15 protein-coding genes are annotated in these 15,339 nt (G+C 56.3%); 7 read left to right on the top strand and 8 right to left on the bottom strand.

Annotation, left to right across the window (positions count from 1 at the left end):
• Window positions 1-5: 5 nt before the first annotated feature.
• Window positions 6-293, bottom strand: coding sequence for an Asp-tRNA(Asn)/Glu-tRNA(Gln) amidotransferase subunit GatC (gene gatC / locus B3P58_RS08875; RefSeq protein WP_145471050.1), 288 nt, complete (start codon window positions 291-293; stop codon window positions 6-8).
• 126 nt (window positions 294-419) lie between these two features.
• Between gatC and B3P58_RS08870 the strand changes: the two genes are divergently transcribed.
• The 7 genes from B3P58_RS08870 to B3P58_RS08840 all read left to right on the top strand — a co-directional run bounded on the left by B3P58_RS08870 (window position 420) and on the right by B3P58_RS08840 (window position 9,827).
• Window positions 420-1,457 carry a rod shape-determining protein gene (locus tag B3P58_RS08870; RefSeq protein ID WP_145471049.1) on the top strand — a complete coding sequence of 346 codons (1,038 nt, stop codon included), beginning with the start codon at window positions 420-422 and terminating at the stop codon, window positions 1,455-1,457.
• 183 nt (window positions 1,458-1,640) lie between these two features.
• Window positions 1,641-2,486: a rod shape-determining protein MreC gene (gene mreC / locus B3P58_RS08865; protein WP_145471048.1), complete on the top strand. Its 846-nt coding sequence runs from the start codon at window positions 1,641-1,643 to the stop codon at window positions 2,484-2,486.
• Complete coding sequence (gene mreD / locus B3P58_RS08860) at window positions 2,483-2,962, top strand: rod shape-determining protein MreD (protein WP_145471047.1); 480 nt, start codon at window positions 2,483-2,485, stop codon at window positions 2,960-2,962. The genes mreC and mreD overlap by 4 nt, the downstream gene beginning before the upstream one ends.
• Window positions 2,959-3,546: a Maf family protein gene (locus tag B3P58_RS08855; protein WP_286717056.1), complete on the top strand. Its 588-nt coding sequence runs from the start codon at window positions 2,959-2,961 to the stop codon at window positions 3,544-3,546. The genes mreD and B3P58_RS08855 overlap by 4 nt, the downstream gene beginning before the upstream one ends.
• Window positions 3,547-3,550: 4 nt before the next feature.
• The gene (rng, locus tag B3P58_RS08850; RefSeq protein WP_145471045.1) at window positions 3,551-5,002 is read left to right on the top strand and encodes a ribonuclease G; all 1,452 of its coding nucleotides are present in this window, start codon (window positions 3,551-3,553) and stop codon (window positions 5,000-5,002) included.
• Between the two features lie 8 nt (window positions 5,003-5,010).
• Window positions 5,011-9,030 (top strand): YhdP family protein, encoded by a 4,020-nt coding sequence (locus tag B3P58_RS08845; protein WP_286717054.1) that lies wholly within the window; start codon window positions 5,011-5,013, stop codon window positions 9,028-9,030.
• A complete protein-coding gene (locus B3P58_RS08840) occupies window positions 9,030-9,827 on the top strand; it encodes a carbon-nitrogen hydrolase family protein (RefSeq protein ID WP_286717052.1) in 798 nt (265 codons plus the stop codon). Before B3P58_RS08845 ends, B3P58_RS08840 begins: the two co-directional genes overlap by 1 nt.
• 11 nt (window positions 9,828-9,838) lie before the next feature.
• Here B3P58_RS08840 and yjgA read toward each other — a convergent pair whose 3' ends face one another.
• From yjgA to B3P58_RS08805, 7 genes are all read right to left on the bottom strand, one after another.
• On the bottom strand, window positions 9,839-10,351 hold the full coding sequence (yjgA, locus tag B3P58_RS08835; protein ID WP_286717050.1) for a ribosome biogenesis factor YjgA: 513 nt from the start codon (window positions 10,349-10,351) through the stop codon (window positions 9,839-9,841).
• A gap of 21 nt (window positions 10,352-10,372) precedes the next feature.
• Window positions 10,373-11,728: a magnesium transporter gene (gene mgtE / locus B3P58_RS08830; protein ID WP_145471041.1), complete on the bottom strand. Its 1,356-nt coding sequence runs from the start codon at window positions 11,726-11,728 to the stop codon at window positions 10,373-10,375.
• A 109-nt stretch (window positions 11,729-11,837) separates the two neighbouring features.
• On the bottom strand, window positions 11,838-12,107 hold the full coding sequence (locus B3P58_RS08825; RefSeq protein WP_286717049.1) for an HPr family phosphocarrier protein: 270 nt from the start codon (window positions 12,105-12,107) through the stop codon (window positions 11,838-11,840).
• A 5-nt stretch (window positions 12,108-12,112) separates the two neighbouring features.
• Window positions 12,113-12,985 carry an RNase adapter RapZ gene (gene rapZ / locus B3P58_RS08820; RefSeq protein ID WP_145471039.1) on the bottom strand — a complete coding sequence of 291 codons (873 nt, stop codon included), beginning with the start codon at window positions 12,983-12,985 and terminating at the stop codon, window positions 12,113-12,115.
• Window positions 12,986-13,018: 33 nt separating this feature from the next.
• Window positions 13,019-13,483: a PTS IIA-like nitrogen regulatory protein PtsN gene (gene ptsN, locus B3P58_RS08815; protein ID WP_145471038.1), complete on the bottom strand. Its 465-nt coding sequence runs from the start codon at window positions 13,481-13,483 to the stop codon at window positions 13,019-13,021.
• A 3-nt stretch (window positions 13,484-13,486) separates the two neighbouring features.
• Window positions 13,487-13,789, bottom strand: coding sequence for a ribosome hibernation-promoting factor, HPF/YfiA family (hpf, locus tag B3P58_RS08810; RefSeq protein ID WP_145471037.1), 303 nt, complete (start codon window positions 13,787-13,789; stop codon window positions 13,487-13,489).
• Between the two features lie 32 nt (window positions 13,790-13,821).
• Complete coding sequence (locus tag B3P58_RS08805; protein ID WP_286717046.1) at window positions 13,822-15,321, bottom strand: RNA polymerase factor sigma-54; 1,500 nt, start codon at window positions 15,319-15,321, stop codon at window positions 13,822-13,824.
• Window positions 15,322-15,339 lie beyond the last annotated feature (18 nt).

Here is a 15,339-nt window from a genome sequence, read left to right as displayed (position 1 = left end):
TGCTGTTACTCAACGACGCGTGGTACGAGGTAGTAGCCGTTTTCGGTCTGAGGAGCGATCTGCTGGAAATGATCGCGGTTATTCTCTTCGGTCACGACGTCAGCCCGCAGGCGCTGAACTGCATCCAGCGGGTGGGCCATTGGTTCGACAGATGAGGTGTCGACGGCGGATAACTGATCGACCAGGTCGAGAATGTTGCTCAGATTTTTCTGGTATTCCGCGATTTGTGCCTCGTCGATTTGCAGACGGGACAGATCGGCAATGTCACGAACCTGTTGCTGGTCCAGAGCCATGTGCTTACTCCAGTGTTGATGCCTGTTGGAAAGGTGCCGAGCGTAGCATAAATGCGCCTTGCCCTAAATCCCCACCATTGCTAGAGTTACCCACAATTTTGCCACCTGTGAACAGGAATCGATTGGATGTTTAAGAAGTTAAGAGGCCTGTTTTCCAGTGATCTGTCGATCGATCTGGGAACTGCAAACACTCTGATTTACATGCGTGATCAAGGCATTGTCCTCAATGAGCCATCAGTTGTAGCCATCCGTCTGCAGGGTCATCAGAAAAGCGTGGCAGCGGTAGGTACCGAAGCAAAACGTATGCTGGGTCGTACTCCGGGAAATATTCAGGCCATCCGGCCAATGAAAGACGGTGTAATTGCCGACTTTGAAGTGACTGAAAAAATGCTGCAGTACTTTATTAAAAAAGTGCACGAAAGCAGTTTTATGACTCCAAGCCCACGGGTTGTGGTCTGTGTGCCGTATCAGGCAACCAAGGTTGAACGCAAAGCGATCCGCGATTCTGTTCTGGGTGCCGGTGCACGTCGTGCTTATCTGATTCATGAACCAATGGCTGCAGCGATTGGTGCCGGCCTGCCGGTTGATGAAGCGCGTGGCTCCATGGTTGTGGATATCGGTGGTGGTACCACCGAAATCGCCATCATCTCCCTGAGTGGCGTAGTTTATGCGGAATCGGTAAAAGTGGGTGGTGACCGTTTTGATGAGGCCATCGTCGCTTATATCCGCCGCAACTACGGCAGCCTGATCGGTGAAGCGACCGCTGAGCGTATCAAACAGGAAATCGGTACCGCCTATCCGGGTGGCGAAGTACGTGAAATTGACGTCCGTGGCCGTAACCTGGCCGAAGGTATTCCGCGCAGCTTTACCCTGAACTCCAATGAAATTCTCGAAGCGCTGCAGGAATCGCTGGCGGCTATCGTGCAGGCGGTTAAGGGTGCGCTGGAGCAATCTCCACCGGAGCTGGCGTCTGACGTTGCCGAGCGCGGTATGGTGTTGACCGGTGGTGGCGCATTGCTGCGTGACCTCGACAAGCTGCTGAGTGAAGAAACCGGCCTGCCGGTGATCGTTGCTGATGATCCTCTGACCTGTGTCGCCCGTGGCGGCGGTAAGTTCCTGGAAACGGCAACAGAGCAACAGCTGGAAATGCTGGTGCTGGATTAATCGCCGGAAATAAGTGCTGAAAAAGCGGAGCTTTGGCTCCGCTTTTTTTATGCTTAAAGCATTCCTTTATGCGGCGGAAGCGCTGACTCAGGCCTGCCGGTGCTGGTTCCTGTTTGTGCTTGGCGGTATAGTTAGCCACTTCAATTTTTATTCGGGTACAGCGTTATTAAGTCGCAGTTTCAGGTGCCGACGTTTCAGCGGCAGCGGGTATTGGGGATTGTTGTTCTGGCACTGGCGCTGATGTGGCTGGACAGTCACGCTCCGTGGTTACAATCCGTGCGTTATATCACCGGCTATCTGCTGGCGCCTGCGCAACAGGTGGCTCTGGTTCCCTCCGCTATTGGTAACTGGTTTGGCGAATCCGCTGCCAGCCGTCAGGAATTAACCAACGAAAATAAACAGCTGACAGCGCGCAATCTGGTACTGGAGCTGCGTGCCCAGCGCCTGGCCGCGCTGGAAGCGGAAAATATTGAACTGCGTGAATTACTCAGTGCTTCTGAGCAGGTCGATGACCGCGTGCTGGTCACCGCCGTGGTGGCCGTTGATCCTGATCCTTTCAGCCAGCAGATTCTGATCAATAAAGGCGGCGAAGACGGCGTATTTATCGGCCAGCCTGTGCTGGATGCCTACGGCCTGCTTGGTCAGGTGATCGATGTAATGCCCTACAGTGCGCGGGTGCTGATGATTGCCGACTCCAACCATGCGATTCCGGTGCAGGTAAACCGCAATGGTGTGCGCGCAATTGCCGTTGGCACCGGTGCGCTGGATGAACTCGAACTGATTTATGTGCCCAATACCGCCGACATTATCAAGGGCGACCTGCTGGTCAGCTCCGGTCTGGGCGGGCGTTATCCGCGTGGTTATCCGGTAGCAACCGTTACCAAAGTAGAAAATATTCCCGGAAAATCTTTTGCCGCCGTTACGGCAGAACCCAGTGCTCATCTGGATCGCAGCCGGCATTTATTGCTGGTGTTCAGTCATGGCTCCGGTCAGGTACCACCGGGCGGCTTATGGCAGGGTAAAGAATGAATATCCGTGCACTGATTCTAGTGGCTACCGGTATGTTTCTGGCCTTTGTGCTTGAGCACCTGCCTATGCCCGATATTCTGTTGTGGCTGCAGCCGGCCTGGGTGTTGTTATTGGTAACCCTGCTGGTGCTGCATGCGCCACATATTTTTGGTTTATGGCTGGCCGTGCCGCTGGGGCTGATGCTGGATGTCGAGCACAATTCGTTGCTTGGTATGCACGTACTCACGCTGGCAGTGCATATTTTTGTGCTGCAGCTGCTGTACCGGCGTATGGCGATGTTTAATTTTCTGCAGCAGACCGCCGTGGTGTTCTTGCTGGTGGTGCTGCAGCAGTTACTGAGTTACTGGGCGGTAGCGCTGGTGAGTGAAAATATGGTGCCGGTATCGCTCTGGACTCCGGCCCTGACCTCGGCGCTGGTCTGGCCCTGGGTGTACGCCTTAACCCATATGGCGCTGGCGCGCCTGCATCTGTCATGACAGATGCAAAAGGCCTGATTCTGGCGTCCGCTTCGCCACGGCGGCGGGAGTTACTGCAGCAGATTGGTGTGCAGTTTCGTGTGCAGGTGGCCGATATTGACGAAACACCGCAGGCGGGAGAGACACCGGCTGCTTATGTTGCCAGACTGGCACTGGGCAAGGCACAGAAGGTTGCAGCAGCTAACCCCGGTTGTGTGGTGCTGGGTTCAGACACCACGGTAGTGCTGGACGATGAGATTCTCGGTAAGCCGGAAAACGATGCCGATGCAGCGCGTATGCTGGCCGCCCTGGCTGGTCGTCGCCATCAGGTCATGACCGCCGTTGCCCTGGTGCAGGATGATCAGCAGCGGGTGCAGACGGTCATCACCAATGTCCATTTTACGCCGTTAAGTGCCGCGCAGATCACCGCCTATGTGGCGACCGGCGAGCCGGCCGATAAAGCCGGAGCTTATGGAATACAGGGACTGGGCGCAGTGCTGGTGGACGCCATTGAAGGCAGTTACAGCAATGTGGTTGGTCTGCCGCTGACGGAAACAGCGGCCATGCTGCAAGAATTTAATATTCCCATCTGGGACAAGGATTAAGCCTGTGAATGCAGAAATTCTGATGAACGTTACCCCGACGGAAACGCGGGTAGCGGTGGTCGAGAACGGCGTGGTGCAGGAAATTTTCCTCGAACGCACCAACCACCGCGGACTGGTCGGCAACATTTATAAAGGCAAAGTAGTGCGCGTGCTGCCCGGTATGCAGGCGGCCTTTGTCGATATCGGTCTGGAGCGGGCTGCTTTTATTCACGCGGCGGAAATCGGCACGGGTGATGGCAATGCGCCGATCAGCCAGCTGGTACACGAAGGTCAGGCGCTGGTAGTGCAGGTTACCAAAGACCCTATCGGCACCAAAGGTGCCCGTCTGACCACTCAGCTTGCTATTCCGTCACGCTATCTGGTGTATATGCCGGGAGCGGATCATGTCGGCATTTCACAGCGTATTGATGATGATGGCGAACGCGAGCGTCTGAAGCAGCTGGTGAATAACTGCATGGAAGCGGAAGGTCTGACCGGCGAAGCGGGGTTTATCCTGCGTACCGCGGCTGAAGGCGTGGGCGATGATGAAATTCTGTCCGATACCCGCTACCTGCGCCGTTTATGGCGCAAGCTGGAAGAGCGCATTAAAGACAATAAACCGCCGAGTCTGGTGTATGACGAGCTGCCGCTGTCGCTGCGTACCCTGCGCGATTATTCGCGGCCGGAAGTTACCAAAATTCTGATCGACTCGCGTGAAACCTTTCAGAAAATCGAGCAGTTTGTGCAGCAGTATGTGCCGGAAGTTGCCGACCGTATTGAGTATTATCCCGGCCCGCGTCCGCTGTTTGAACTGTACAGCGTCGAAGATGAAATCCAGCGCGCGCTGGAGCGCAAGGTGCCGCTGAAGTCCGGCGGCTATCTGGTCATCGATCAGACCGAAGCTATGACCACCATCGACGTGAATACCGGTGGCTTTGTCGGCCGCCGCAACCTCGAAGAAACCATTTTCAAAACCAACCTAGAAGCCGCCACCGCCATTGGCCGGCAACTGCGCCTGCGCAATCTCGGCGGAATTATCATCCTCGATTTTATCGATATGGTTGAAGCCGAGCATCAGCGTCAGGTGCTGCGCATGCTGGAAAAGGTACTGGAAAAGGATCACGCTAAAACCAAGATCAGTGGTGTATCTGAGCTGGGACTGGTGGAGATGACGCGTAAGCGTACGCGTGAGAGTCTGGAGCAGATGCTGATGGAACCCTGCCGTTGTTGTGGTGGGCGCGGTTCGGTAAAAACCGCAGAAACCATCTGCTATGAAATTTTCCGTGAAATTCTGCGCGAAGAACGGGCTTACGGTGCCGGAACCTATTCTGTACTCGCCAGTCAGCAGGTAGTGGACCGGCTGCTGGACGAAGACAGCAACGGTCTGGCGGATCTGGAAGCCTTTATCGGCAAGGCCATTAAGTTACAGGTCGAGCCGTTATACACCCAGGATCATTACGACATCGTCCTGCAATAGGCATTGTTATGATTTGGTTGCGCGAGTTCTGGACACAAATCTGGATTACCCTAGTGGTCGCCGCGGTGACCCTGGCGCTGTATACCAGCCTGGGTCGCCAGTTGATTCCGCTGGTGGAAACCTACCGTGCCGATCTCGAACATGAACTGAGCCTGCAACTGGGCCAGCCGGTATCCATCGGTCAGCTGCAGGGCGACTGGAACATGCTGTCGCCTGTGGTGCGCATGCGCGATGTACAGGTGGGGCTGCTGGCCGACGGTATCCATGTGGCACGCATGGAGGCTGAGCTGGATGTCAGTGCCAGTGCTTTCTATCGTCTGCCGGTGTTCAAACGTATCGAAATTCAGGGCGTACGTGCCGACCTTTATCAGCGTGATCAGACACACTGGTCTATTGGCCGTGGCTGGTCGGTCGATCTGAGCGGAATCAAGCGTCAGCCTGCGGCTGCCGACAATGTGAAAATTGCCGCCTCTTCCAATCCTTTGTGGCTGAACTGGCTGGAGCTGCAGCAGGCCATTGTTCTTACCGACTGGAATATCACCAGCTTTGATCCACAGATGACCCGTGAAGACGTGCAGATTGACCGGCTGGTCTGGCGCAATCGCGGCGACAGCCATGAGTTGGACGGCAACCTGGCCTGGGGCCGTGAGCAACTGGCAAATATCAAACTGATGGCTTCGGTGGATGGCGATCTCTGGCCCTGGTACCGGCAGAACGGCGAAGTCTTTCTGCGCATTGATAATCAGGAATGGACGCGCTGGATTCCCGATCAGCTGCCCGGTGGTCTGAGCATTGAACGTTTTACCGCGGGCGCTGAGGCCTGGCTCAGTATCCGTGACGGCGATCTGAACGCGTTGTACGTCGATGCCGATATACCGGCCTTTACCCTGAATACCAGTGGCCAGCCGCTGGCGCTGAGCGGCGGCAGCCTGAAAATTGGTGGCGAACACAATGGCGATGACTGGCACCTGCGTGTATTACCGCAGTTTGATCAGCAACTGCCCCTCGACAGCCTCAGTCTCAGTGCCATCACATTGCCGCAGCAGAAAGGCTGGCAGATTGGGGTGCCGCTGCTGGATGTGGCAGCTGCCCGCCGTTTTATTCTTGACCATCAGTTATTGCCCGAGCCGTTCGACCAATATGTTGAAGGTACCGACGGCCGCGGAGAAGCGCGTAATCTGCGTATTTCGCTGTTACCCGGCGAGCATTGGCAAGTGGATGTACGCAGCGATATTGTCAATGCCAGCAGCGCGGCCTATCACGGCATTCCGGCGTTCAGCGATGTAACCGGTACGCTGCATCTGCAACCACAGGGTGGTTTGTTACAGGTAAAAGGTGATGATCTGAGCGTTCATCTGGCCGATGTTTACAGCCAACCCTGGGACCTGAAGAAATTGTCGGCCGGCTTTTACTGGGCGATCAAACCCGATTTCTATCAGCTGCAGCTGCGTGGCCTGAAAGCCGGTTTGCAGGAGAATGACTCTGCAACGGTATGGCCGCTCAGTGGTGAACTCGCGATTAATCTGCCACGCAGTCACAGCGCCACCGAATCTACCCTGAGCCTGTTGTTTGGTTTGCCACAGGCGCCGGCCAGTCTGCGCTCGCAACTGGTGCCCGAACTTCTTGATGAGGCAGTGCGTGACTGGCTCGGTCAGTCGATTGTGGCCGGAGACTTCCGCGATGCCGCTTTCTTGCTGCACGGTAACCTTGAGCACGAACATCCTGACAACAGCCTGACCACTCAGCTGTATCTGGAAGTGGAAGGTGCCGAATTGAAATACATGCCGGACTGGCCAGCGCTGCGCGCTATTAAAGGACGGCTGATGATGGATGCACCGGCGCTGGACGTCTGGCTGGAGCAGGGCCGAACCCTTGGCGGCGAGCTGGTACCGCATTCCGGCCGGGTGCGTTTACGTCCGGGACGTGATGGCCACACCGAACTGTCGGTGGCCGGTCGTTTGCGCGGAGACAGCGGCGACGCATTACGTTATTTCACCGAAACGCCATTACAGGGCGTGGTGAACAATGCCTTTGATCACTGGCAGGCCAATGGTCCGATGACGGCCAATATGCTGCTGGAAATGCCACTGGGCACTGAGCACGCCGAACCTGAGATCAAACTGGACGTGGAGCTGAGCGATAACCAGCTGCGTCTGGACGACCTCAATATTGATCTGGCAAACCTCAAAGGCCGGCTGCGTTACAACAGCCAGGTAGGTCTGCTGTCCGACTGGCTCGAAGGCGATGTGTTTGGCGGTCACTTTAATGCCGGTATCGAATCGGTCGGTCGCCCCGGTGGCTTTGATATGGTGCTGAGTGCCAATGGTGATGCCCGCTGGGATCGTTTTAAACAGTGGATGCCACTGTTTTTGCTGGACCCGGTCAGTGGCGCTCTGGACTACAACGCCCGTCTGACTGTTGGCGCGCAGGGTGTGGTGTTTAATTTCAATTCCGATCTGCAGGGCACGGCTATTGATCTGCCTTATCCGTTAGGTAAAACAGCCGATAGTGCTGCACGGCCGATGGAGGTTCGGGTCGAGCCCGGCGCAGAAACCCGGATCAACCTCAACTACGATAACCTGTTGCGTGCCGCACTGGCGCTGGATGCTGATGGCCTGAACCGGGGGCAGGTGTACCTTGGTGGCTCGGAACCTTTCCTGCCGAGTGATAAAGGCGTGGTGGTTCGTGGTCAGCTGAGTGAATCCATTGTTGCCGCGGACTGGTGGGATACCTGGCAGCATCTGTCCGGCCTGCTGGCAGCAGAAAGCAAGGCGCAGAAAGCCGGTGCCACAGTCAAAAGTGAGGCAACTGCGCACAGTAATAATCCGCTGCGCAGTATTAATCTGACGCTGGGTGGCGTGGATGCCTGGGGAACGGCGATGGGGCCAACCCATATCATTGCTGCCCAGCAGTGGGATGAATGGGATTTTGACGTCGACAGCACGCTGGTGAAAGGCAAAATCCGTATGCTGCCGGGCAATGAGCCGATTCAGCTGGGGCTGGACTATATTCATTTGCCGCAAAGTGAAGAGGAGCCGGGAAACCTGGCGACGCTGGATGGCAGCCAGGATGAAGTGACAGTGGTTGCTGACAAGCCTGATCCGCTGGCAGCGCTCAATCCGGCGGATTTCCCGCCGATGGATATGGATCTTGCAGAGCTTTATGTCGGCAGCCGTAACTTTGGTCGCTGGAAACTCAGCAGCCGGCCACAGGCTGATGGTATGCAGATCACCCTGCACGACAGCGATATGAAAGGCATGGCCTTTACCGGGGATGTGTACTGGCTGAAGCAGGGTGACCAGCATCAGACCCGCCTCGATACGCTGCAGATCAGCAGTAACGACATTGGCCGGGTGCAGCGCGCTTTCCGTCAGGAAGCCGCGATTGAAGGTAAGGATATGCGCTCGACCCTGCAGCTGAACTGGCAGGGCTCGCCACTGGCTTACAACAACAAAACTCTCAATGGTCTGGCCAGTTTCCGTGTGAAAGACGGTAATATGGCTGCCGAAGGTGCCGGAGCGTTAAAAGCCTTTGGTGCGCTGAACTTTAATTCGGTCGCCCGCCGCCTGAAGCTCGACTTCTCCGATCTGTATCAGTCCGGGGTGGCCTTCGACACATTGAAAGGCAAAGCGCGGATCGAAAATGGTCTGCTGACCCTGACCGAGCCGCTGAGCATGGACGGCCCGGGTGGTAAATTCCTGACCTCAGGCAGCACCGATCTGAAGACCCAGACACTGGATATGAAGCTGGCGGTGACCTTCCCGGTATCCAGTACGCTGCCGATGGTGGCGCTGCTGGCCGGTCTGGCACCGCCGGTAGCGGCCTCGATTTATGTTACCGAGAAGCTGATCGGTGACGAGCTGGCACGCTTCACCAGTGCCAGTTACGACCTGAAAGGTACCTGGGAAAAACCGGATCTGAAGATCAATCAGGCCTTTGACGATAAGGTCGACGGTAAGAAGAGCCGCAGTCTGCTGGAACGCTTCAAGAGTATTTTCTATATCTTCGGCGGAGGCGATGACGACTGATGGCTAACGTCGCGGTGATTCAGTTCAGCAGCCAGCCACAGATTGAACACAATCTGGCACAGGCTTATGACTTGCTGCAGCAGGCGGCGGCACAGGGTGCGGTGCTGGCGTTACTGCCGGAAATGTTCCTCACGCTGGATGGTAAGCAGTACAACGCCATTGCCGCTGATCCGCAGTATGTGCAGCGTCTGGCCGGCTGGGCGCAGGAGCTGAAACTCTGGCTGGTGGCCGGTGCCGTGCCGATGCCATGCCCGGACGGAGATCCGCGGGTGCGTTCGGCCTGTCTGGTGTTTAACAGCGAAGGCGAACAGGTTGCCCGCTACGACAAGATTCATCTGTTTGATGTCGATGTTGGCGATGCTCACGGCAGTTACCGTGAATCAGAACGCTTTGCACCCGGGGATGAGGTGGTGCTGGTGGATACACCGGCCGGCCGACTGGGGCTGGTGATCTGTTACGACCTGCGCTTTCCGGGGTTGTTTCAGCGTCTGCGCGAGCAGGGCGCGGAGCTGATTTCTGTGCCCGCGGCCTTTACCTACACCACCGGTGCAGCGCACTGGCAAACACTGCTGCGTGCCCGCGCGATTGAAACCCAGTGCTATGTGCTGGCCGCGAACCAGTGTGGCTGGCATGACGATAAACGCCGTACCTATGGTCATTCACAGATTATTGATGCCTGGGGATGCGTGCTGACGGAGCTGGAAGAAGAGGCCGGAGTGGCGCTGGCAGAGATTGATCTGGCGCAGCTGGCGGAGGTACGCAAAAAAATGCCGGTGACTCATCACCGGCGTTTCTGAACGGATGGCAGCTAGTCGGCCATCTGCTCCTTGATAAACTGAAACAGTTTTTTGTACGAACTGCCGGGCTTCGGTGGTTCGCTACTCATTTCTTTCTGGGCGTTACGCACCAGATTGCGCAGTTGCTGGCGGTCAACCGCCGGAAACTCTTCGATAAAAGCATTCAGCCCGTTGCTGTCGCTGACCAGGCGGGTACGCCACAACTCCTGCTGGCGGATGCGGCGGCCGTAGGCTTCGCTGGACGGATCAAACAGGTCGAGCTTTGCCTGAATCGCATCCCGGTCTTCATCACCAACCAGACGGCCAATGTACTGCATATGGCGGCGCTTGGCTTCGTGCTGCTTCAGCCTGGCGTTTTCCACCAGAGCGTTGTACAGGGTTTCGCTGATCGGCAGCTCTTTCCACTTGGCGGCATTCAGCTCAGTCAGACGTTTGCCCAGTTCTTGCCAGCGCTCTGCTTCGCGCTTCATTTCGGACTTACTGACGTATTCGATCTCGTCGTCCGGGTAATCAGATTCGTTCATCAGGGGTACTTTAAATGCAGGTTACAGATAGAACAGGGTAGCTAACCCCAGGAAAGATAGAAAGCCGATCACGTCGGTGACGGTGGTCAGTACCACGCTGCCAGCCAGGGCGGGATCGATGCCACGGGCCTTGAGTAGCAGTGGCAGACTGGCGCCGGCCATCGCCGCGACCATCAGATTGATGATAATGGCCGCGCCGATAATCAGGGCGATCGCCGGGTCACGGAACCAGGCGTATGTAATTAAGGCGATAACCACAGCCCAGAGCACGCCATTAATGGCGGCGACCATAATTTCGCGGTTAAACAGCCAGCGGAAGTTGCTGCCGCTGAGATGACCAAGTGCCTGGCCACGGATAACCAGAGTCAGCACCTGACTGCCGGCGATACCGCCCATGCTGGCGACAATCGGCATTAAAACAGCAAGAGCCACAACCTGCTCGATGGTTTTATCAAACAGGCCGATCACCGCAGAGGCGGCCAGTGCGGTGAGCAGATTAATGCCCAGCCAGACAGCACGGCGGCGGCTGGTTTTCAGCGTCGGGGCGAAGGTATCTTCTTCGTCATCCAGACCGGCCATACTCATCAGCGAGTGGTCCGCGGTTTCGCGGATAACGTCAACCACGTCATCGATGGTGATACGGCCAAGCAGCATACCGGCGGCGTCAACCACCGGTGCCGATACCAGATCGTGGCGTTCAAACAGTTTGGCAACTTCGCTCTCGTGCTGGGTTGCCTGAATAACCCGCGCGTCGGTGCTCATCACCTCACGTACGGTTTGTTGCGGGTCGCTGACCAGCAGTTTGCTGATCGCCAGCGTGCCGATAAATTCGTTCTGGCGGTTAACCACCAACAGGTTATCGGTCATGGCGGGCAGGGATTTGTGGCGGCGCAGGTAGCGCAGTACAACCTCAAGGGTGATATCCGGACGGATGGTCACGGTATCGGTGTTCATCAGACCACCGGCGCTGTCTTCCGGATAGCCCAGAACGGCTTCGAGACGGGCGCGGTCCTGGTGGTCCATCGACTCCAGAACTTCCTGAGTTACACGCTCAGGCAGCTGCTGCAGCATGTCGGCCACGTCATCGGTGTCGAGGTCGGCGGTCAGGTCGACAACTTCTTCGGCACTCATGTCGCTCAGGAAGTGGCTTTGCAGCTCCTCGCTGAGGTTCTGCATGACCTCGCCTTCGAGTTCCTTATCGACCAGTTCCCACAGCAGCTTACGGGCTTTAGGCGGAGAAGATTCGATCAGGTGGGCGATATCAACCGGTGCCAGACCCGAATTCAGGATGCGACGCACCTGCGCCAGCGCACCACTTTCCAGCGCGGCGGTCAGGCTGTGTAACTTGGCTTTAGCCTTTTCGGTCTGCTGTGCCATGCGTCGGTTCGGTCCAGGGGATGGTTGAATGCTCAGATTCTAGCCTGATTAGGCCTCTGATACCACGAAACTACTCGCAGAATTGCGCGTAGAAGATTGTTTTGCCGGGCTATTCTTCTTCGTCAAAACGTCGGTTAATAAGATCAATCAGGGCTGCCAGTGCGTGTTCAGCATCCTGGCCTTCAGCATGGATATGAATGTTGGTGCCTTTGCTGGCGGCCAGCATCATCACCGCCATAATGCTCTTACCGTCGACCATGCGGTCGGGGTAACCGACTTTGATCTGGCAGGAATAAGCAGCGGCTGTGGAAACCAGCTTGGCGGCTGCGCGGGCGTGCAGGCCCAGCTTATTGACGATGGTGATTTCGGTGCTGGTCATCCGTATCAGTCCTGATGAATGTCGGCACTGCCCAGCTCGCGGTGGCGGACCTGAACATTGCTGTAATGATGACAGAATTCTGCCTTAAGTTGCTCTGCCAGGTAAACGGAGCGGTGCTGCCCGCCGGTGCAGCCGATGGCAATGGTCATATAGCTGCGGTTGGCATCGACAAAGGCAGGCAGCCAGCGCTGAATAAACCCGCTGATGTCCTGCTGCATTTGTCCGACCTGAGGCTCCCGGGCAAGGAAATCAATGATTGCCGGGTCGCGCCCGGTAAAGGCGCGCAGTGCCGGGTCCCAGTAAGGGTTGGGCAGGTTGCGGACATCGAATACATAATCGGCATCAATCGGGATGCCATGCTTGAAGCCGAAAGATTCAAACAGAATGGCGATGTCGGTGCTGGTTTTATCCGCCACCCGCAATTTGATCAGGCTGCGCAGCTCATGCACAGACATGCTGGTGGTATCCAGCGTCAGATCGGCAAGGTTGGCGATAGGTTCCAGCAGCAGGCGCTCTTTATCGATGGCTTCGGCCAGAGATGTGCTTTTGCTAGTTAGTGGGTGCTTACGCCGGGTGGAGCTGAAGCGCTGCAGCAACACTTCTTCGCTGGCGTCGAGATAGACGACATCCAGCTGGTATTCTTCGCTGGGCAGCTGGTGCAGTACATCGTGGATATTGTCGAAGGCATGGGGCAGGTTGCGGGCGTCAACACTGACGGCGACTTTGGCCAGTTTTTCTTCGCTTTCGGTCTGGCGGGCCAGCGCTGGCAACAAAGCGACCGGCAGGTTATCAATGCAGTAGAAGCCCAGATCTTCCAGTACGTGCAGAGCACTGGATTTTCCTGAGCCGGACCGGCCGCTGATCACCACTAAACGCATTGCTGTGCTCCTCCATTGCCCGTTGGGCTGATGTCAGCCCGGTTGTCCGCTCAGCGCCCGCTGATAAAACCGTTGCGCATCCGGCGCTTTGCGCAGTGCCTCGCGGTAGGCCGGCTCGCTGAAGTTGCGTGCCAGCATCGCCAGAACCTGCAGGTGCTGTTCAGTAGCTTCTTCGGGAACCAGCAGAGCAAACACCAGATCGACCGGCTTGCGGTCAATGGCGTCGTAATCCACCGGCTCCACCAGACGCAGCAGTACGCCCATCGCCTGGTCGCACTGCTTCAGCCGGCAGTGGGGAATGGCAATACCTTCGCCAATCCCGGTGCTGCCGAGGCGTTCACGGCTGAGTAATCGCTCGTAAATATCGTCGGCAGAGCTGTCGCTGAGTTGTTCTGCGATAAAACCTGCCAGGTACTCCAGTAATTTCTTTTTACTGGAAACCGGAGCATCTATCAGACTGCGTTCCGGTGTGAGGATATCCTCGATGCGAATGTCCATTAATCAGCCTTGTCCGTGTTGCCGCGCCACCAGTTTTTCTTTGTGTTTCAGTACCTGACGGTCGAGCTTGTCGGTCATCTGATCGATTGCGGCATACATATCATCGTGCTCAGCGCTGGCGTGCAGGTCGGCACCGCTGACATGGATGGTGGCTTCGGCAATCATGCGCTCTTTAATAACGGTCAGGGTTACCTGGCCGTTGGTAATGTTGTCAAAGTGGCGTCCCAGCTTGGACATTTTTTCGTCTACGTACGCTTGCAGAGATTCGGTAACGTCAACGTGGTGACCGCTGATATTAATCTTCATGTCCAGACTCCTTGTTGCTGGCTTGTTGTTTTTTAAATCAATTGTTTACGTTCGTTCGAAGGCGGAATCATCATAGCCTCACGGTATTTGGCTACCGTGCGCCGTGCCACCTGAATGCCTTTTTCACCCAACACTGCGGCGATTTTGTTGTCGCTCAGCGGTTTGCGGGCATTTTCTTCAGCAATCAGTTTTTTAATCATGGCACGGATTGCGGTGGAGGAACATTCGCCGCCGCCATCGGTACTGACATGGCTGGAGAAAAAGTACTTCAGCTCGAAGATTCCGCGAGGCGTATGCATGTATTTCTGGGTGGTTACCCGGGAAATGGTGGATTCATGCATACCAACGGCTTCGGCAATATCGTGCAGCACCAGCGGCTTCATTGCTTCTTCGCCCTGTTCGAAAAACTCGATCTGATACTCGACGATTTTGGTGGCTACTTTCAGCAGGGTTTCGTTGCGGCTTTGCAGACTTTTGATAAACCAGCGCGCTTCCTGCAGGTGGTCGCGCAAGAAGGCGTTGTCGGTGCTGTTATCGGAACGGCGTACCAGTGAGGCGTAATCGGCGTTAACGCGCAGCTTGGGGGCGATATCCGGATTCAGCTCAACCCGCCATTCGTCGCGGATATTGCGTACCAGTACGTCGGGCACCACGTATTCGGCCTGCTCGGCACTGATGCCGGCACCTGGCTTGGGATTCAGTTCTTTAATCAGCCGCAGCACGGCTTTAAGGTCTTCTTCGCGCAGCTTGGTTTTGCGCATCAGCGTTGGGTAATCTTTGCTGCCCAGCAGCTCGATATAATCGCGGATGACCATTTTGGCTTCGTTCAGCCATGGGGTCTCAGCCGGCAGTTGCTGCAGTTGCAGCAGCAGGCATTCACGCAGGTCGCGGGCAAAAGCACCGGCCGGATCAAACTGCTGCAGGCGGTGGAGGACGGCCATGACTTCGTCTTCTTCGACGTCCAGAGCCGGGTCCATGCTTTCCAGAATGTCTTCGACGGTGGTGTGCAGATAGCCGTCGTCATCCACGCCGTCGATCAGCATCAGGGCGATCTCGCGGTCGGTATCTGACATAGGAGTCAGATTGAGTTGCCACAGCAGATGATCCTGCAGATCTTCGGTGCTGGCGTGGCGCGAGTCGTAATCGAAATCGTCGTCGATGGCGTTACTGCTGCTGCCGGAGGCAACGTTGGCGGTGGTCTGGTAGGTATCTTCCCACTGACTGTCGACCGGCAGGTCGTCGGGGAGTTGTTCCTGTGACCACTGTTCATCCAGCTCGGGTGTGTCGTTGTGGCTGTCGTCCTGATTGCTGACTTCGTGGCTGGCGCTGACTTCGTGGTCGCTGTTACGGGACAGGTCGGGCAGGTCATCGTGCTCGTGTTCTTCTACTTCGAGCATCGGGTTGGAATCGAGGGCTTCCTGAATCTCCTGCTGCAGATCGAGGGTAGACAGCTGAAGCAGGCGGATGGCTTGTTGCAACTGAGGGGTCATGGTCAGGTGCTGACCCATCTTTAACTGAAGAGACGCTTTCATAAAAGTTCAGTAATCACT

The organism is Thalassolituus sp. UBA2009, assembly GCF_002335285.1.
GTDB lineage: Bacteria > Pseudomonadota > Gammaproteobacteria > Pseudomonadales > Oceanobacteraceae > Venatoribacter > Venatoribacter alkanivorans.
This window is presented reverse-complemented; position numbering and strand designations above follow the sequence as displayed.

Bases quoted from the DNA above. Each gene is read 5' to 3' on its own strand.
- mgtE (WP_145471041.1), bottom strand. From the start codon at position 11,728: ATGGCACAGCAGACCGAAAAGGCTAAAGCCAAGTTACACAGCCTGACC.
- B3P58_RS08840 (WP_286717052.1), top strand. From the start codon at position 9,030: ATGGCTAACGTCGCGGTGATTCAGTTCAGCAGCCAGCCACAGATTGAA.
- gatC (WP_145471050.1), bottom strand. From the start codon at position 293: ATGGCTCTGGACCAGCAACAGGTTCGTGACATTGCCGATCTGTCCCGT.
- B3P58_RS08845 (WP_286717054.1), top strand. From the start codon at position 5,011: ATGATTTGGTTGCGCGAGTTCTGGACACAAATCTGGATTACCCTAGTG.
- ptsN (WP_145471038.1), bottom strand. From the start codon at position 13,483: ATGGACATTCGCATCGAGGATATCCTCACACCGGAACGCAGTCTGATA.
- B3P58_RS08855 (WP_286717056.1), top strand. From the start codon at position 2,959: ATGACAGATGCAAAAGGCCTGATTCTGGCGTCCGCTTCGCCACGGCGG.
- B3P58_RS08870 (WP_145471049.1), top strand. From the start codon at position 420: ATGTTTAAGAAGTTAAGAGGCCTGTTTTCCAGTGATCTGTCGATCGAT.
- rapZ (WP_145471039.1), bottom strand. From the start codon at position 12,985: ATGCGTTTAGTGGTGATCAGCGGCCGGTCCGGCTCAGGAAAATCCAGT.
- hpf (WP_145471037.1), bottom strand. From the start codon at position 13,789: ATGAAGATTAATATCAGCGGTCACCACGTTGACGTTACCGAATCTCTG.
- mreD (WP_145471047.1), top strand. From the start codon at position 2,483: ATGAATATCCGTGCACTGATTCTAGTGGCTACCGGTATGTTTCTGGCC.
- yjgA (WP_286717050.1), bottom strand. From the start codon at position 10,351: ATGAACGAATCTGATTACCCGGACGACGAGATCGAATACGTCAGTAAG.
- B3P58_RS08825 (WP_286717049.1), bottom strand. From the start codon at position 12,107: ATGACCAGCACCGAAATCACCATCGTCAATAAGCTGGGCCTGCACGCC.
- B3P58_RS08805 (WP_286717046.1), bottom strand. From the start codon at position 15,321: ATGAAAGCGTCTCTTCAGTTAAAGATGGGTCAGCACCTGACCATGACC.